The organism is Acidovorax sp. YS12, from assembly GCA_021496925.1.
GTDB lineage: Bacteria > Pseudomonadota > Gammaproteobacteria > Burkholderiales > Burkholderiaceae_C > Paenacidovorax.
In genome coordinates this window covers 4,245,642-4,261,746 of the sequence record CP053915.1, presented here as the reverse complement: position 1 = coordinate 4,261,746, position 16,105 = coordinate 4,245,642, and the positions used below count along the sequence as shown (strand labels likewise).

The following is a 16,105-nucleotide window of genomic DNA, read 5'->3' as shown; positions in this document are numbered from 1 at the left end:
TGCTGGCGCTTGTCCAGCAAGGGCTGGAGGCACTTTTGGTGTCAAGAATGGGGCGCCGGGTAACGCTGCGCCCAGTGGCGCGCGATGTCGATGCGGCGGCAGACCCACACCTTGTCGTGCGCCTGGACGTGGTCCAGGAAGCGCTGCAGCGCCGTGATGCGCCCGGGCCGCCCCAGCAGGCGGCAGTGCATGCCGATGCTCATCATCCTGGGCGCATCGCCGCCGGCCGGGTCGCCCTCGGCGTAGAGCGTGTCGAATGTGTCCTTCATGTACTGGAAGAACGGGTCGGCGTGCGAGTAGCCCTGGGGCAGCGCGAAGCGCATGTCGTTCACGTCCAGCGTGTAGGGCACGATGAGCTGGTGGTGCGCGCTGCCGTCGCTCCTGGCCACCTTCATCCAGAACGGCAGGTCGTCGCCGTAGTAGTCGCTGTCGTAGGCAAAGCGGCCGTCGTCGGCCACCAGGCGGTGGGTGTGGGGGCTGTCGCGCCCGGTGTACCAGCCCAGGCCGTGGTCGCCGCCCCGGCCGTAGAGCGCGTCGAAGATTTCCATGCACTGCGCCATGTGGGCGCGCTCCACGGCCTCGGGCACGCCCTGGTAGTGGATCCACTTCAGGCCGTGGCAGGCCACCTCGTGCCCCAGCTCGGCGAAGGCCTGCGCCACCTCGCGGTGGCGCTGCAGCGCCGTGGCCACGCCGAACACCGTGAGCGGCAGGCCGCGCCTCTCGAATTCGCGCAGGATGCGCCACACGCCGACGCGCGCGCCGTATTCGTAGATGCCCTCCATGCTCATGTGGCGCTCGGGGTAAGCCGCCGGGTTGAACATCTCGGACAGGAACTGCTCGCTGGCGGGGTCGCCGTGCAGCACGCAGTTCTCGCCGCCCTCCTCGTAGTTCAGCACGAACTGCACCGCCACGCGCGCGCCACCGGGCCAGCGGGCGTGCGGAGGCGTGCGGCCATGGCCGATCAGGTCGCGCGGGTAGGCGGCGGTGGCGTCGTAAACGGCAGGGGAGTTCATGTGCGCAGGTGCCTCAGGAAAGGGCCATGGAAAGTTCGTTGACGGGCTGCTCGCGCTCGAAGGTCAGGCTGGCCTCGACGTTCTGCAGGTGCTCCTGCATCAGCCGCACGGCCAGCGCCTCGTCGCGCGCGGCCAGCGCCTTGACGATCTCGCCATGCTCCTCGTGCGAATGCTCGGCGGCGCTGGCGCTCTGGTACATCAGGGTGATGAGCGCGCAGCGCGAGATCAGCTCGCCCAGCAGTTGCGCCAGCACCTGGTTGCCCATCAGCTCGGCCATGCAGACGTGGAAGTCGCCCAGCAGCTCGGTGCGGCCGGGCACGTCGTCCTGCGCCACGGCGGCCTTCTCGCGCGCCACGTGCTCGCGCAGGGCGCGCACCTTGGCGGGCGTGACCTCGCGCACGAAGGCGCGCGTCATCTCCGTCTCCAGCATGCGGCGCACGGCGAACACCTGCCTGGCCTCCTCCACCGAGGGCGCGGCCACGAAGGCGCCGCGCGCGGGCTCCAGGCGGATCAGGCGGTTCTGCGACAGCTGGAACAGCGCCTGGCGCACCAGCGTGCGCGACACGCCGAAGTGGTCGGCCAGCTTCTGCTCGGCCAGCTTGGTGCCGGGGCGCAGCCGGTGCTCGACGATGGCGCGGGTCAGGCTCTCGACGATGAAACTGGTGGTAGACGTTTCCATGGCCGCATGATAGCGGTGGCGACATAATGTGTATACACTTTTGGTAGACCGACGCCTAGGCACTTCCCCTGATACCGTGGCGCAAACCACCGAAGGACATGCCGTGACCGCCGCCCCCTCCACCCCCGACCCGGTGCGCGCGCCGCGCGCCTTCCTCGAACACCTCTACGGCGTGGCCGTGCGCCAGGCGCTGCCGCGGCACACCCTGGCCGCCTTCCTGCCGCCCCCGCCGGGCCCGGGCGGGCGCACGCTGGTGCTGGGCGCGGGCAAGGCCGCCGGCGCCATGGCCCAGACGCTGGAGGCGCTGTGGCCCGCTGACGCGCCCCTGTCCGGCCTGGTGGTCACGCGCTACGGCCACACGCCGCCGCGCCCCGCCGGGCTGGCGCAGCGCATCGAGGTGGCGGAGGCCGCCCACCCCGTGCCCGATGCCGCCGGCCTGGCCGCCGCCGGGCGCATGCTGGCGCTGGCCCGGGGCCTGCGCAGCACCGACCTGGTGCTGTGCCTGGTCTCCGGCGGCGGCTCGGCGCTGCTCACGCTGCCCGGCGAGGGCCTGGCGCTGGCCGACAAGCAGCGCATCAACCAGGCCCTGCTGGACAGCGGCGCCGCCATCGGCGAGATGAACTGCGTGCGCAAGCACCTCTCGCGCATCAAGGGCGGGCGCCTGGCCGCCGCCTGCGCGCCGGCGCGCGTGGTCACGCTGTGCATCAGCGACGTGCCGGGCGACGACCCCTCGGTCATCGCCAGCGGCCCCACCGTGCCCGACGCCAGCACCTGCGCCGACGCGCTCGCCATCCTGGCGCGTTACGGCATCGGCGTGCCCGCGCCCGTGCGGGCCGCGCTGCAGGCCGGCGCCTGCGAAACGCCCAAGCCGGGCGACCCGGCCTTCCACGGCCACGCGGTGCACCTGGTCGCCACGCCCCAGCAATCGCTGCAGGCGGCGGCCGCGGCGGCGCGCACCGCGGGCCTGGCGGCGCACGTGCTGTCGGACGACATCGAGGGCGAATCGCGCGAGGTGGGCAAGGTGCACGCGGCCCTGGCGCGCGCCGTGGCGCGGCACGGCCAGCCTTTCGCGCGGCCCTGCGTGCTGCTCTCGGGCGGGGAAACCACCGTCACCCTGCGCCCCCAGCCGCCGGGCACGCCCAGGGGGCGCGGCGGCCGCGCGGGCGAGTTCTGCCTGGGGCTGGCGCAGGCGCTGCAGGGCGCGCCAGGCGTGTGGGCGCTGGCGGCCGACACCGACGGCATCGACGGCGTGGAGGACAACGCCGGCGCCCACGTGGCACCCGACACCCTGGCGCGCGCCCAGGCCCTGGGCCTGCGCCTGGGCACGCACCTGGACCGCAACGACGCCTGCGGCTACTTCGGGCCGCTGGGCGACCTGTTCGTCACCGGGCCGACGCATACCAACGTGAACGACTTCCGCGCGCTCCTGATTCTGTAGCTTGCAGCGCTTACTGGATAAGCGCTGGAGGCCAAAAACACTGAAAATCCCCGCTTCCCATCTGGAGACCTGCCCATGCCCCGCTTCTCAGCCAACCTCAGCATGCTTTTCACTGAAGTGCCCTTCCTCGACCGCTTCGCGCGCGCCGCGCAGGCCGGCTTCGAGGCGGTGGAGTTCATGTTCCCGTACGCCCACAGCCCGCAGGAGATCAAGGCCCGGCTGGACGCCACGGGGCTGAAGGCCGTGCTGCACAACCTGCCCGCCGGCGACTGGGACGGCGGCGAGCGCGGCATCGCCTGCGACCCCGCGCGCGTGGCCGAATTCCGCGCCGGCGTGGCGCAGGGCGTGGCCTACGCCACCGCCTTGGGCGTGCCCCAGCTCAACTGCCTGGCGGGCAAGGCCCCCGCCGGCGCCGACGACGCGCTGCTGCGCCACACCCTGGTCGAGAACCTGCGCTTTGCCGCGGCCGCCTTGCACCAGGCCGGACTGCGCCTGCTGGTGGAGCCCATCAACCGGTACGACATGCCGGGCTTCTACCTGCAGCGCACGGCGCAGGCGCTGTCCGTGCTCGACGAAGTGGGCGCCCCGAATGCCTTCGTGCAATACGACGTGTACCACGCCCAGCGCACCGAGGGCGAGCTGGCCGCGACGCTGGAGCGGCACCTGGCGCGCATCGCCCACATCCAGATCGCCGACAACCCGGGGCGCCACGAGCCCGGCACCGGGGAGATCAACTACCGCTTCCTGTTCCAGCACCTGGAGCGCATCGGCTACCAGGGCTGGGTCGGCGCGGAGTACCGTCCCGCCGCCGCCACCGAGGCCGGACTGGGCTGGCGCACGGCGCTCTGCGCCTGAAGCCGGGAACGGCCCTGCGGCACGGCCGGGCGGAGTACCTTTTGTTGCAACGCACCATCTTGATGCAGCACAATGTATCGGCCACCACCGATTGCCCCGCCCCGGCACGCACCGTAGATTGGGGCGATCGCCACCGTCGCTGGCGCCGAGGGTTCTTCCATGCAACACGGGCAGTCTTTCCACCCCCCGCCTCCCGCGCGGCCGCCCGCGCCTGCGGCCGCGCCCTCCACCGAGCCGCTGCACGCCGTGCCCAGCACGCTGCTGATCCCGCTGGCCGCGCGTGCCAAGGGCGACGCCCTCTTTCCCCACCTGGCCTGCCACGATGCCGAGGCCCAGCGCCAGCTGGCGGTGCTCGACGCCGACGTGGGCAGCTATCTGGCCGACCGCCCCACGGTACTGAACATCCTGTGGCGCACGCGGCGCCTGCGCGCGGCGGGCGAAGACTTTTTCGCGCGCCACCCGCTGGCCTGGGGGGTGAACCTGGGCTGCGGCCTGTCGCACTACTTCCAGTGGCTCGACCAGGGCCGCAACACCTGGCTCGACGCCGACCTGCCCGAGGTCATGGCGCTGCGCCGCGCGCTGGCGCCGCCCACGTCCCCCCGGCTGCGCCACGCCATGCTCGACCTGCGCAACCCCCAGTGGTGGCAGGCGCTGCACCTGCCCCGGCGCGCGCTGGGGCAGCCCCTGTTCATGCTGTGCGAGGGCGTGCTGATGTACCTGCAGCCCGCGCAGGTGCGCCAGGTGCTGCGCGAATTCGCCACGCACGCCCCGGCGGGCTCGCGGCTGTTCATCGACACCCTGGCCCAGTGCGCCGTGGGCCAGGCCGGCCTGCACGCCAGCGTGGGCCGCACGGGCGCGCAGTTCCACTGGGGCATCCGGCACGTGCGCGAGCTGACCGACTGCCACCCCCGCCTGCAACTGCTGCAGACGCACAGCGTGGCCGAGTGCTACGGCTGGGCGGGTCTGGCCATGGAGGCCCTGTGGCGCCCCTGGTTCAGCGCACCGCTGTACGGCCTGGCCGAACTCGGGGTGGAATAGCCCGGGCGGCGCAGGCGCCGCCCGGCGGCAGGGTCAGAACTTCACGGTCAGGCCCACGCTGAGCGATCGGCCCATGCCCGGCACCGACACGCCCCAGGGCACGGCGGTTCCGGCCATGGTCATGCCCTGCCCCAGGTAGGCGCCGCCCTGCGGGTGGTAGTACATGCGGTCGAGCAGGTTGTCCACGCCCACGTCCAGGCGCACCTGCTGCCAGGCGTAGCTGGCGCGAAGGTTGAGCAGGCCGTAGCCGGGGGTGCCGACTTCGTTGCGCACCTGGGAAGTGCGGGTCTTGGCCGCCACCAGCAGCCACTCGGCCGACGCCGTGAAGCCGCCCTGGCGCTGCGTGAGCGCCAGGCGCGCATTCAGCGGCATGGTGTTGTACAGGCCGTCGCCGGTGCTGCGGTTCTTGCCCTGCACATAGCTCACCGCGCCGCCCAGCTGCCAGCGCCCCGCGCCGCCGGCTTGCCCCAGGTCGGCGAAGCCCGACAGGTCGAAGCCGTGCAGCCGCGCGTCCTGGTTGGCGAAGCGCAGGTAGACGAAGCCCTGCGTCGCCGTGCGGTTGGCCGCCGTGCAGGCCGACATGGCGCCCGCGCCGCTACAGCGTTCGGCGTCGATGTAGTTGTCCACGTAGCTGAGGTAGGGCGTGAGCTTGACGCCCCAGCGCTCGCCGCTGGCGTCGTGCCAGTCGGCGGTGGCGCTGAGCGTGTTGGCCACCTCGGGCTTCAGGTCGGGGTTGCCCACGTAGCCATTGCCGTCGCCCGCCATGTTGACCATGCGCATGGCCATCCCGCCGGTGGACCATGCGTAGCGCTCGTACAGGTTGGGCGCGCGCGACTTGTGCGCGAAGCCGAACTCGTAGCTGGCCTCGGCGCTGGCGGTGTAGCGCGCCAGGGCGGTGAAGTCGGCGTTGGTGTCGCTGCGCTGGCGGTCGCGCGCGTTGAAGGCCTGCGCCTCCATGCCGTAGCCGCTGCCGTTGTAGCCCTGCACCGGCCCGCTGCCGGTGCGCACGCGGCTGGCGCGCAGGCCGAGCTGCGTCAGCCACTGCGGGCTCCAGCGGGCCTCCCACTCGCCGTACAGGTCGAGCCGGTCACGGCGGCCATCCCGGATGTTCCAGAAGGTATCGGGCGCCATGCCGCCGCCCGAGGGCAGCCACCAATCGTCGAGGCGGTAGCGCTGGGCCTCGGCGCCCACGCGCAGGGTGTCGCGCGGCGACAGCGCAATGTCGCCGCGCACCTGCACGCCGGTCGTCCGGCCCTCGGTGTCCATGGGCATGCCGGGCACGTCGTTGGCGCCGCCGTACCAGAACTGCTTGTCCGGCCCGAAATTCATGCCGTGGCGGGTGCGCTCATGGTACGCGCGGGCCTGCAGCTGCCCCCAGCCGAACTGGCCCTGGTAGCGCAGGTTGAGCTGCTGGCTGTCGTTGCGCGTCATGTCCATGCGCTGGTTCGGGTAGTTCTGGTAGGGGATGTCCTGCACACCCAGGCGCAGTTCCACCAGGTGCGACGCACCGCGCACGGCATAGGCCAGCGCATGGTTGCGCGTCTTGTAGCTGCTGGAGCCAACCTCGTCGCCCCCCAGCCACTGGGCGGGCTTGTTGCCGGCGGCGGGCCCGGCGGCCTTGAACGCGCCGGCGGCCTTGTAGTTGTCCGACTGCGCGGCCGCGCCGTCGTAGCGCAGGCTCATCTGCTCGGTGGCATAGGTGGCCGAGGCACGGGCGCCGCTGGCGTTGCCGTTGCTGCGGTAGTAGCCGCCCAGCTCGCCCTTGAGCAGGCGCGCCTGCCCGGGCTCGGCGAACTCCGGCGGCGCCGACTCCACCTGGATCGTGGCGCCGATGCTGTCGCCGCCGACGCTCACCGGCGTGATGCCGGCGAACAGGCGCACGCTGCCCACGCGCGCCGGGTCGATGTACGACAGCGGCGGGTTCATGTGGTTGGCGCACGAGGAGATCAGGTCCATGCCATCGACCTGGATGCGCAGCCGGTCGTCCGACAGGCCCTGCACGCTGGGCAGGCTGGACACGCCGCCGGCCCCCATCAGGCTCACGCCGGGCAGGTTGCGCAGCAGCTGGGCCGTGTCGCTGCCCCAGGCGCGGCCGGCCTGCAGGCTGGCGCCGTCGGCGGCACTGGCGCCCAGCGGCTGGGCGGCGGAACGGGGGGCGGTCACCTCGACGGCGTCCAGCGCCCCCTCCTGGGCGGCTGCCAGCAGCGGCAGGGCGGCAAGAAAGGCGCAAAGAGGGCGCAGCGCAAGGCTGCGCGGGCATGCCGCACGGGCATGCCAACGGTTTTCACGGTTCATGGCGAATCAAAAACGAAAAGGGACGGGCCGCGCCCGCGCGGCGGCGCACAGCGCGCCGGCACGGTCAGCGGAAGCCAGGCAGAGGAAGATTCAGGCCGCAGGCGGCGCCTGCGCGGGCGGGCGCGCATAGCCGCGCGGCAGCGCGCGTGGGGCCTCCGGCCCCGGCACAGCATGGCGCGATGCCTGCAGCGCCAGGCCCCGCACCGCGGGGGCGGTGCTGGCCGGCGCCAGGCCGGTGCCGGCCACGCTGCAGACGGGGCACCCCTGGCCATGGTGGCCCATGGGATCCGAGTCCTGCACGGGCACGCTGGCGGCGCCCGACGCATCGGCCACCAGCACGGAGCAGACATCGCCATGCAGGTACTGCGCCGACAGCCACCGCGCCAGATGCGCGGTGCTGACCTGGCCCATCCACAGCTGCCCCAGCAGCGCCAGGGCGGCCAGGGCCATGCCCAGGCCCCAGCGGCGGTGGCGAGAGAAAGGAGGGGGAGCAGTCACGGACGGCCATGCTGCCGCCTGTGGCCGCCTGGCGCCTTGTCGCGTGTCAATAAAACGCCCCTGGGTTGCCGCAACGCAACGGCGCCCGCGCCCGTGCGGCACGGGCAGGCCATGCCCCCATGCCACAATGCGCCATGCATGCGACCCCGGCCTCTGCGGCGGACGCCGAGATGGCCCCCCCGCAACGCACCGACGACACCCCGCCCAACGTGATCGACACGTTGTACCAGGCCGCCCTCGGCCCCACCGGGGCGCCGCACTACCTTCCCCGCTTCGAGATCTTCGAGACCCTGGGCCGCACCCGCACCGGCTGGAACTGGGCCGCCGCGCTGTGCACCCTGGGCTGGCTGCTCTACCGCAGGCTGTGGCTGCCCGCCCTGGTGTACGCCTGCGCGGTGGAAGGCCTGGTGCTGTTGTGGTTCGCGGCCCTGCGCCCCTGGCTGCAGCCGCCGCTGCCCATCGAGGCCGGCCTGGGGCTGGCCCTGCTGGTGCTGAGCTGCGCGCTGCCGGGCCTGTGGGGCGATGCGCTGGTCTACACCGACGTGCGCAAGCGCACCCTGCGCGCGCTGGATGGCGCGCCCAACGTGGCCCAGGCGCACACCGAGCTGGCGCAGGTGGCCCCCACCCTGCCGCGGCTCTATGCGCTGGCCGGCCTGTACGTGGCCCTGGGCGCGGCCTTGCTGGGCGCGGCGCTGTGGGTGCCGCGCCCCTCGCACGAAGTCACCACCAGCGTGGCCCATGCGGGCACGGCCACCGTCCTGCCGCGCACGCCGGCCTCTGCCCCGGCGTCGGCACCGGAGCCCCTGGCCGCCGCGTCGGCCAGCGTGGTGGCGGCATCGGATACGCTGCCCCCGCCGCCACCAGTGGAGGCCGCCCCGGCGCCAGAGCCGCCCGCCGCAGCCTCGCCCATGGTGGCACCCCCGCCAGCGGCAGCGGCCGCCCCCCGCGCTGCCGGGCCCCTGACGCACCGCCAAGCCGCCAAGGCCCCGGCCAAGGCCGCCGAATCCGCCCCCCAGGCGAAAACCAGCGCCAGGAAGGCCAAAAGCAAGCCGGCCCAGGCCGGCAGCCCGCCCGCCAAGGCGCCACAAGACGCCGAGCCGGCGCCGCTGCAGGCCAAGCGCTACTACATCACCGTCGGCGTGTTTGCCGACGGCGCCAACGCTCACAAGGTGGAAAAGCAGTTGCGCAAGGCCAAGCTGCCCGTCCAGGTGCAAACCGTGGGCACCAACAAGGGCGAGTACACGCGCGTGCGCGCCGGCCCCTTCCGCAAGGCCAGCGAGGCCCGCGCGGCCGCCCGGCGCATCCGCGCCATGGGGCTGGAAGCGGTCGTTTTCCAGCAGCGCTGACAGTTCGTGACAAGCGCTGGCGCCAGGCCGGATAAGGTAGCGCGGCACCACCAAACCACCACCACCGGAGTCCCCGCCATGCGCCAGCCCCCCGCTTTCCTGATGCTTTCCACCCTGGCCGGCCTGGCCCTGCTGGCCGGCTGCAGCAGCCCGCGCCCGCACGCCTCGCCGGTCTGGCAGCCGCAAGGCGGCGCCTGCAGCGCGGGGCCGGCGCAAACGGTGGTGGGCCAGCAGGCCACGGCGCCGGTGATGGAGCAGGCGCGCCAGCGCTCGGGCGCGCTGATGGCGCGCATCCTGCGGCCGGGGCAGGCCGTGACCAAGGAGTTCGACGCCGAGCGGCTGAACCTGGAGGTCGATGCGCAGGGCCGCATCGTCGCCGCGCGCTGCGGCTGACTGCGGGCCTTAATCGGCCAGGAACAGCGCCTGCAGGTCGCTCAGGAAGTCGAAGCCGCGCTCCGTGGGGCGCACGTGGCCCATGTCGCGCACGACCAGGCCCTTGCGCTCTGCCTCTTCCAGGCCGCGCGCGATGGCCGTCACCGGCAGGCCCGTGCGCTCGCAGAAGTCCTGCAGCGCAAAGCCTTCGCGCAGGCGCAGGGCGTTGAGCATGTACTCGAACGGCAGGTCGGCGCGGCGCACGTCTTCGTCCTGCGCCACGGCGCGGCCCGCCAGGGCGTTGTCCATGTACAGGCGCGGCTCGCGGTAGCGCACCTGGCGCACGACGCGGTGCGCGAAGCTGAGCTTGCTGTGCGCCCCGGCGCCGATGCCGAGGTAGTCGCCGAACTGCCAGTAGTTGCCGTTGTGCACGCACTGGTGGCCCTTGCGCGCGTAGGCCGAGACTTCGTAGCGCGCCAGGCCCGCGGCGGCCGTCATCTCGGTGATGCGGTCGAGCATGGCGTAGGCGTCGTCGCCCTCGGGCAGCGCGGGCGGGTGCTTGGCGAACCAGGTGTTGGGCTCGATGGTGAGGTGGTAGACCGACAGGTGCGGCGGCGCGAAGGCCAGCGCCGTCTCCAGGTCGCGCTCCAGGCCGGCCAGGGTCTGGCCCGGCAGCGCGTACATGATGTCGAGGTTGAAGGTCTCGAACGCCTGCGCCGCCTCCTGCACGGCGGCCAGCGCCTGCGCGCGGTCGTGCACGCGGCCCAGGGCTTTCAGGTGCCCGTCGTCGAAGCTCTGCACGCCGATCGACAGGCGCGTCACCCCGGCGGCGCGGAAGGCGCGAAAGCGCTCCTTCTCGAACGTGCCGGGGTTGGCCTCCAGCGTGATCTCGCAGTCGGCCTCGACGCGCAGGCGCGCGCGGATGTCGGACAGCAGCCGGTCGATGCCGCCGGGCGAGAACAGGCTGGGCGTGCCGCCGCCGATGAAGATGCTGTGCACGGTGCGGCCCCACACCAGCGGCAGCGCGGCTTCGAGGTCGGCCACCAGCGCGCCGATGTAGCGCTGCTCGGGCAGCTCGCCCACCTTCATTTCGTGCGAGTTGAAGTCGCAGTACGGACACTTGCGCAGGCACCAGGGCAGGTGCACGTACAGCGACAGCGGCGGCAGGCTGGCAAGCTGCAGCAGGCCGGGGCGCATGTAGTGCTGGATGTCGCGGGGAGAGGTCATTGCGCTCTTGAAACGATAGCTGCCAGCGCTTGTCCAGCAAGGTTTTTCATATCAAAACCATCGCAATGGCCCGACAGGCAAGCGCTGGAAGCTCTCATTTTGATAGCCAATGTTCGCGCATCAGCGCCAGCATCTGCTGCGCGGCGCGGCCACGGTGGCTGTGCGCGTTCTTCACCTCGGCGGGCAGTTCGGCGAAGGTCTTGCCGAATTCGGGGATGAACATCACCGGGTCGAAGCCGAAGCCCCCGCTGCCGCGGCGCTCGGGCGCGATCTCGCCCTTGACGCGGCCCACGGCGATGAGCGGCTCTGGGTCTTGCGGGCCGCGCACGGCCACCAGCGTGCTGACCATGGCGGCGCGCCGGTCGGCGATGCCCTGCATCTGCTCCAGCAGCGCGCGCACATTGGTGTCGTCGCCCTTGTCGTAGCCGAACTGGGTGGCGTAGTAGGCCGTCTGCACGCCCGGCAGGCCGCCGAAGGCATGCACGCACAGGCCCGCGTCGTCGGCCAGCGCGGGCAGGCCGGTGTGTTCGGCGGCGAAGCGCGCCTTGGCCAGCGCGTTCTCGACGAAGGTGCAGTGCGGCTCCTCGGCCTCGCCCACACCCAGGTCGGCCTGGCGCACCAGCTCCACGCCCAGCGGCGCCAGCATGGCCTGCAGCTCGGCGAGCTTGCCGCGGTTGTTCGATGCCAAAACGATTTTCATAGTCAAATCGGGCTCCAGCGCCCGTCCATCAAGCGCTGGCAGCTATCAGTTCGAGAGTGCCTGGCGCTGCAGCGCCACCAGTTCGCCAATGCCTTTTTCGGCCAGCGCCAGCAGTTGGTCCATTTCGGCGCGCGTGAAGGCCACGCCCTCGGCCGTGCCCTGGACTTCCACGTAGTGGCCGGCGCCGGTCATCACCACGTTCATGTCGGTGTCGCAGTCCACGTCCTCGACGTACTCCAGGTCGAGCAGCGGCGTGCCTTGCACGATGCCGACCGAGATCGCGGCCACGGGCGCCGTGATGGGCGAGGCGGCCAGCTTGCCCGCCGCGAGCAGGCCGTTCACCGCATCCTGCGCGGCCACGAAGGCGCCGGTGATGGCCGCCGTGCGCGTGCCGCCGTCGGCCTGGATGACGTCGCAGTCGAGCTGGATGGTACGCTCGCCGAGCAGCCGGAGGTCGAACACCGCGCGCAGGCTGCGCCCGATGAGGCGCTGGATCTCCTGCGTGCGCCCGCTCTGCTTGCCGCGCGCGGCCTCGCGGTCGCTGCGCGTGTGGGTGGAGCGCGGCAGCATGCCGTACTCGGCCGTGACCCAGCCCTCGCCGCTGCCGCGCTTGTGCGGCGGCACCTTTTCCTCGACCGAGGCGGTGCACAGCACTTTCGTGTTGCCGAACTCGATGAGCACCGAGCCCTCGGCATGGATGGTGTAGCCGCGCGTGATGCGCACGGCGCGCAACTGGTCGGCGGCGCGCTGGCCGCTGCGTTCAAACGTCATGGAGAAGATTCCTTTTCAGGTGTGCGTGGCGCGCTGCGCGCTCATGCTTTTTTTGCAGCGGAGCGGCGGATGGCTTCGTTGATCTCGGCGATGGAGCGCTCGATGGCCGCGTCGTCGAGGTCGTCGACCAGCGCATCGAGCGGCCCCGACTGGATGGTGGACTCGAAGGCGTCGTCGTCGATGCCCTCGGTGGAAATGCCCTGGGTGGACTCGAAGGCGTCGGGCGTCTCCCACTCCATGGCGACGACGGTGACGTTGTCGCTGGTGCTGCCGGCCTTGCGCAGCGCGTCTTCCACCAGGTCGGGCACGGCCTGGGCCACGGCCTGGCGGCCCAGCTCGCGCGTGATGGTTTCGTCGTCCAGGCTGCCCCACAGGCCGTCGGAGCACAGCAGGATGCGGTCGCCCTGCTCCAGCGTCACCGGGCCGGTGATGTCGAAGATGGGCTTGGACGGCGAGCCCAGGCAGGTGAACAGCACGTTGCGGTTGACGCGCTCCAGGCCGGGGGTGATGGCCATGTTGCGCAGCTCCAGGTACGAGTGGTCGCGCGTGCGCGAAAGCAGCGCGCCGTCGCGCACCATGTACAGGCGCGAGTCGCCGCAGTGGATCCACTGCGCGCGCCCGTCCTGCACCACGGCGGCCACCAGCGTGGTGCGCGGCGTGTCGAGCATGCCCTTGTCGATGGCGTGGCGCAGGATCTGGTGGTGCGCCGCCAGCAAGGCCTCGGAGAGGAACTCGCGCACGTCGTCGAGCTTGGGCTTGGCCATGCGCTGGAACATCGCGGAGATGGTCTGCAGCGCGATCTGGGCCGCCACCTCGCCCTGCGGGTGCCCGCCCATGCCGTCGGCCAGCGCGAACAGGCCCGACTCGCGCGTGTAGCAGTAGCCCATGCGGTCTTCGTTCTTCTCGCGGCCGCCGCGGCGGCTGACCTGGAATACGGAGAACTTCATTTCGGCTTCACACCGAGATCGGTGGCCTCGCCGAGTTTTTGCACGTTCTTCTTGGCGTCGGAGACCAGGGTGTCGAGCTGCAGGCGCATTTTTTCAGCCACCGTGAGTTTGGTGTAGCGGCGCTCGCCCTCGCGCGAAAGCTCTTTCTGCAAGGCGAACACGGATTGCGGGCGCGACAGCGGATCAAGCGCCATGCACCACTCGACCACCTCGATCAGGTTATCGGAGTACACGCCGCGCAGCTTGGTCAGCGCCAGCGACAGGCGGTCTTTCTCGGTGCGCTGCGGCGCCTCGTTGGGCGGAAAGCCCTGCATGCAGGCATAGATGCAGGCGCCGATGGCGTAGATGTCGGTCCACGGGCCCATCGAGGCGTCGCGCCGGTACATCTCGGGCGCGGCGAAGCCGGGGGTGTACATCGGGCGGATGAAGTTGCCCTCTTTGGACAGCACCTCGCGCGCCGCGCCGAAGTCGATCATCACGGCACGGTTGTCGTCGGTGACGAAGATGTTGGCCGGCTTGATGTCGAGGTGCAGCATCTTGTGCTGGTGCACGATGCGCAGGCCGCGCAGCACCTCGTCGAACAGCGAGCGGATGGTGGATTCGCGGAACACCTTCTGCGTCTTGAGGTCGCGCGCGGTGATGATGAAGTCCTGCAGGGACGCGCCCTCCAGGTAGTTCATCACCATGTAGACGGTTTCGTTCTCGCGGAAGAAGTTGAGCACGCTCACCACCGAGGCGTGCGAGATCTGCGCGAGCGAGCGGCCTTCCTCAAAGAAACTCTTGAGGCCCAGGCGGTAGAGCGAGAGCTTTTCCGGCGGCACCTTGGGCGTCAGCTCGCCTGGCGCCCGCGTGGCCAGCGAGGCGGGCAGGTACTCCTTGATGGCCACTTGCTGGCCCTCGCCATCCACCGCCAGGTACACCACGCCAAACCCCCCGGCCGCCAGCCGGCGTACCACGCGATAGCCACCAATCAGGGTGTCGGGAGGCAAAGGTGCGGGCTTGATCTTGGGCGACGACATACTTTCTGCGAAGAGACCTCGGGCGGGGGAGTGGAACCCGGATAATCGCCGGATCGCAAGCAACCATCGGAAAGTCCTATGCCAGTTTACAGCATGACCGGGTACGCCAGTGCCCAGCATGGCACCAGCGCGGAAGGCGCCCAGGCGCCTGCGGCGGCACACCGGCTGGGACTGGAAATCCGCTCCGTCAACAGCCGCTTCCTCGACCTCACGCTGCGCCTTCCCGACGAACTGCGGGCGCTGGAGCCGCAGTTGCGCACATTGCTGACCACGCGGCTCAAGCGCGGCAAGGTGGAACTGCGCGCCGCCATCGAAAGCGAAGGCGGCGGCGCCCTGCCCGCCCCCTCGCCCCAGTTGCTGCAGCGCCTGAACGGACTGCAGGACACCGTGCAGGCCTGGCTGCCCCAGGCCGCACCGCTGAGCGTGGCCGACGCCCTGCGCCTGTGCGCCAACGCCAGCGCCGGCTCGGACCAGGACTGGAGCGGCATCGCCCCGCAGCTCGCCGAGCAGGCCCTGGGCGAATTGATCGCAGCACGCGAGCGCGAGGGCCAGCGCCTGGCCGCCATGCTGCAGGATCGCGTGGCGCAACTGCGCGCGCTCGCCAGCCAGGCCACGCCGCTGGTGCCCCGGCTCGTGGAGCAGCAGCGCCAGCGCTTCATGGAGCGCTGGAAGGACGCCATGGCCCTGGCCGATGGCGCCGTGGCGCCGGAAGCGGCCCAGGACCGCGCCCTCACCGAAGCCACGGCCTTCGCCATCCGCATCGACGTGGCCGAGGAAATCACGCGCCTGCAGTCCCACCTCGACGAGATCGAGCGCCTGCTGGAAAAAGGCGGGGAAATCGGCAAGCGCCTGGACTTCCTGATTCAGGAACTGCACCGCGAAGCGAATACGCTGGGCTCGAAATCGGCAGCGCTCGACCTCACGCACATCAGCGTGGACATGAAGGTGCTGATCGAGCAGATGCGCGAGCAGGTGCAGAACATCGAGTGAAGCCCAGGCTGGCGGGCGCTGCCGATCTGGGATAATTCCGTTTTGGCCATTGGAGTAAGGGCAGCATGGACTACCCTGGAAATCTGTTCGTCGTCTCGGCCCCCAGCGGGGCGGGCAAATCCACGCTGGTCAAGGCCCTGCTCGAACTGGACTCGCAAGCCCACCGCTCCATCTCGCACACCACGCGCGCGCCCCGAGGCCAGGAGAAGCACGGGCGGGAGTACTTTTTCGCTTCCGAGCAGGAGTTCGACACCATGGTGTCGGGCAACGCCTTCGTGGAGTGGGCCAATGTGCATGGCAATCGCTACGGAACCTCGAAAAAAGCCATCGAGGAACGCATCTCCCAGGGCGCGGACATCGTGCTGGAGATTGATTTCCAGGGCGCCCTGCAGATCAAGCAGGCGTTTGCCAATGCCGTTCTGGTGTTCATCCTTCCGCCGAGCTGGGAAGAATTGCGTTCCCGGCTGGAGCGGCGGGGCGAAGATTCGGCCGAAGTCATTGAACGGCGCCTGCGCAACGCAGCGCATGAGATGGCCCAGGTGGAGAAGTTCGACTTCGTTATAATCAACGAAATGTTCGAGCGTGCGCTCTTCGACCTGAAGGCCATCGTGCACGCCCAGCGCCTCAAGTACGCGGCCCAGCGCCGCGCCCGTGCCAGCACGTTCGAGTCGCTCAATATCACCTGATTCTCTGGAGTATTTCCCATGGCACGCATCACCGTTGAAGACTGCCTGCAGCAGATCCCCAACCGCTTCCAGCTCGTGCTGGCTGCCACGTACCGTGCGCGCATGCTCAGCCAAGGCCACGCCCCCAAGATCGAAAGCCGCAACAAGCCCGCCGTGACCGCCCTGCGCGAGATTGCCCAAGGCAAGGTCGGCCTGGAGATGCTCAAGAAGGTTCCCGGCTGACACCCGCCG

At 70.8% G+C, this 16,105-nt stretch carries 17 protein-coding genes; 8 read left to right on the top strand and 9 right to left on the bottom strand.

What is annotated here, in order from left to right; genetic code table 11:
* Positions 1–41 precede the first annotated feature (41 nt).
* Positions 42–1,013, bottom strand: a complete 972-nt coding sequence (gene puuE, locus YS110_19095; protein ID UJB66723.1) for an allantoinase PuuE — start codon at positions 1,011–1,013, stop codon at positions 42–44.
* Between the two features lie 13 nt (positions 1,014–1,026).
* Positions 1,027–1,692 carry a GntR family transcriptional regulator gene (locus YS110_19090; protein ID UJB66722.1) on the bottom strand — a complete coding sequence of 222 codons (666 nt, stop codon included), beginning with the start codon at positions 1,690–1,692 and terminating at the stop codon, positions 1,027–1,029.
* Positions 1,693–1,795: 103 nt separating this feature from the next.
* Between YS110_19090 and YS110_19085 the strand changes: the two genes are divergently transcribed.
* The 3 genes from YS110_19085 (at position 1,796) to YS110_19075 (ending at position 5,023) form a co-directional block, all read left to right on the top strand.
* Positions 1,796–3,130, top strand: coding sequence for a glycerate kinase (locus YS110_19085; protein ID UJB66721.1), 1,335 nt, complete (start codon positions 1,796–1,798; stop codon positions 3,128–3,130).
* 75 nt (positions 3,131–3,205) lie between these two features.
* On the top strand, positions 3,206–3,985 hold the full coding sequence (hyi, locus tag YS110_19080; GenBank protein ID UJB66720.1) for a hydroxypyruvate isomerase: 780 nt from the start codon (positions 3,206–3,208) through the stop codon (positions 3,983–3,985).
* Positions 3,986–4,144: 159 nt separating this feature from the next.
* Positions 4,145–5,023 carry a class I SAM-dependent methyltransferase gene (locus YS110_19075; GenBank protein ID UJB66719.1) on the top strand — a complete coding sequence of 293 codons (879 nt, stop codon included), beginning with the start codon at positions 4,145–4,147 and terminating at the stop codon, positions 5,021–5,023.
* A 33-nt stretch (positions 5,024–5,056) separates the two neighbouring features.
* Here YS110_19075 and YS110_19070 read toward each other — a convergent pair whose 3' ends face one another.
* Both YS110_19070 and YS110_19065 read right to left on the bottom strand, forming a co-directional pair.
* Entirely contained in the window at positions 5,057–7,318 is a 2,262-nt protein-coding gene (locus tag YS110_19070) for a TonB-dependent receptor (protein ID UJB66718.1), read from the bottom strand.
* Between the two features lie 90 nt (positions 7,319–7,408).
* Positions 7,409–7,816 carry a hypothetical protein gene (locus YS110_19065; GenBank protein ID UJB66717.1) on the bottom strand — a complete coding sequence of 136 codons (408 nt, stop codon included), beginning with the start codon at positions 7,814–7,816 and terminating at the stop codon, positions 7,409–7,411.
* Between the two features lie 134 nt (positions 7,817–7,950).
* Between YS110_19065 and YS110_19060 the strand changes: the two genes are divergently transcribed.
* Complete coding sequence (locus YS110_19060) at positions 7,951–9,162, top strand: SPOR domain-containing protein (GenBank protein UJB66716.1); 1,212 nt, start codon at positions 7,951–7,953, stop codon at positions 9,160–9,162.
* 78 nt (positions 9,163–9,240) lie between these two features.
* Positions 9,241–9,555 carry a proteinase inhibitor I78 gene (locus YS110_19055; protein UJB66715.1) on the top strand — a complete coding sequence of 105 codons (315 nt, stop codon included), beginning with the start codon at positions 9,241–9,243 and terminating at the stop codon, positions 9,553–9,555.
* Positions 9,556–9,564: 9 nt separating this feature from the next.
* Here YS110_19055 and YS110_19050 read toward each other — a convergent pair whose 3' ends face one another.
* From YS110_19050 to YS110_19030, 5 genes are all read right to left on the bottom strand, one after another.
* Positions 9,565–10,761: an oxygen-independent coproporphyrinogen III oxidase-like protein gene (locus YS110_19050; protein ID UJB66714.1), complete on the bottom strand. Its 1,197-nt coding sequence runs from the start codon at positions 10,759–10,761 to the stop codon at positions 9,565–9,567.
* 94 nt (positions 10,762–10,855) lie between these two features.
* The gene (gene rdgB / locus YS110_19045) at positions 10,856–11,461 is read right to left on the bottom strand and encodes an RdgB/HAM1 family non-canonical purine NTP pyrophosphatase (protein UJB66713.1); all 606 of its coding nucleotides are present in this window, start codon (positions 11,459–11,461) and stop codon (positions 10,856–10,858) included.
* 45 nt (positions 11,462–11,506) lie between these two features.
* Positions 11,507–12,232, bottom strand: coding sequence for a ribonuclease PH (gene rph, locus YS110_19040; protein ID UJB66712.1), 726 nt, complete (start codon positions 12,230–12,232; stop codon positions 11,507–11,509).
* A 41-nt stretch (positions 12,233–12,273) separates the two neighbouring features.
* Positions 12,274–13,179 carry a serine/threonine-protein phosphatase gene (locus YS110_19035; protein UJB66711.1) on the bottom strand — a complete coding sequence of 302 codons (906 nt, stop codon included), beginning with the start codon at positions 13,177–13,179 and terminating at the stop codon, positions 12,274–12,276.
* On the bottom strand, positions 13,176–14,198 hold the full coding sequence (locus YS110_19030) for a serine/threonine protein kinase (protein ID UJB66710.1): 1,023 nt from the start codon (positions 14,196–14,198) through the stop codon (positions 13,176–13,178). The genes YS110_19035 and YS110_19030 overlap by 4 nt, the downstream gene beginning before the upstream one ends.
* Positions 14,199–14,276: 78 nt before the next feature.
* On the opposite strand from YS110_19030, the gene YS110_19025 reads away from it, so the two are divergent.
* The 3 genes from YS110_19025 to YS110_19015 all read left to right on the top strand — a co-directional run bounded on the left by YS110_19025 (position 14,277) and on the right by YS110_19015 (position 16,096).
* Positions 14,277–15,188, top strand: a complete 912-nt coding sequence (locus YS110_19025; GenBank protein ID UJB66709.1) for a YicC family protein — start codon at positions 14,277–14,279, stop codon at positions 15,186–15,188.
* Between the two features lie 65 nt (positions 15,189–15,253).
* Positions 15,254–15,874 (top strand): guanylate kinase, encoded by a 621-nt coding sequence (gene gmk, locus YS110_19020; protein ID UJB66708.1) that lies wholly within the window; start codon positions 15,254–15,256, stop codon positions 15,872–15,874.
* A gap of 18 nt (positions 15,875–15,892) precedes the next feature.
* Positions 15,893–16,096, top strand: coding sequence for a DNA-directed RNA polymerase subunit omega (locus YS110_19015; protein UJB66707.1), 204 nt, complete (start codon positions 15,893–15,895; stop codon positions 16,094–16,096).
* Positions 16,097–16,105: the final 9 nt, after the last annotated feature.

Coding starts and splice junctions, on each gene's coding strand:
- YS110_19035 (UJB66711.1), bottom strand. CDS start 13,179: ATGAAGTTCTCCGTATTCCAGGTCAGCCGCCGCGGCGGCCGCGAGAAG.
- YS110_19030 (UJB66710.1), bottom strand. CDS start 14,198: ATGTCGTCGCCCAAGATCAAGCCCGCACCTTTGCCTCCCGACACCCTG.
- YS110_19075 (UJB66719.1), top strand. CDS start 4,145: ATGCAACACGGGCAGTCTTTCCACCCCCCGCCTCCCGCGCGGCCGCCC.
- hyi (UJB66720.1), top strand. CDS start 3,206: ATGCCCCGCTTCTCAGCCAACCTCAGCATGCTTTTCACTGAAGTGCCC.
- YS110_19015 (UJB66707.1), top strand. CDS start 15,893: ATGGCACGCATCACCGTTGAAGACTGCCTGCAGCAGATCCCCAACCGC.
- puuE (UJB66723.1), bottom strand. CDS start 1,013: ATGAACTCCCCTGCCGTTTACGACGCCACCGCCGCCTACCCGCGCGAC.
- rph (UJB66712.1), bottom strand. CDS start 12,232: ATGACGTTTGAACGCAGCGGCCAGCGCGCCGCCGACCAGTTGCGCGCC.
- gmk (UJB66708.1), top strand. CDS start 15,254: ATGGACTACCCTGGAAATCTGTTCGTCGTCTCGGCCCCCAGCGGGGCG.
- YS110_19060 (UJB66716.1), top strand. CDS start 7,951: ATGCATGCGACCCCGGCCTCTGCGGCGGACGCCGAGATGGCCCCCCCG.
- YS110_19090 (UJB66722.1), bottom strand. CDS start 1,692: ATGGAAACGTCTACCACCAGTTTCATCGTCGAGAGCCTGACCCGCGCC.
- YS110_19070 (UJB66718.1), bottom strand. CDS start 7,318: ATGAACCGTGAAAACCGTTGGCATGCCCGTGCGGCATGCCCGCGCAGC.
- YS110_19050 (UJB66714.1), bottom strand. CDS start 10,761: ATGACCTCTCCCCGCGACATCCAGCACTACATGCGCCCCGGCCTGCTG.
- rdgB (UJB66713.1), bottom strand. CDS start 11,461: ATGAAAATCGTTTTGGCATCGAACAACCGCGGCAAGCTCGCCGAGCTG.
- YS110_19025 (UJB66709.1), top strand. CDS start 14,277: ATGCCAGTTTACAGCATGACCGGGTACGCCAGTGCCCAGCATGGCACC.
- YS110_19055 (UJB66715.1), top strand. CDS start 9,241: ATGCGCCAGCCCCCCGCTTTCCTGATGCTTTCCACCCTGGCCGGCCTG.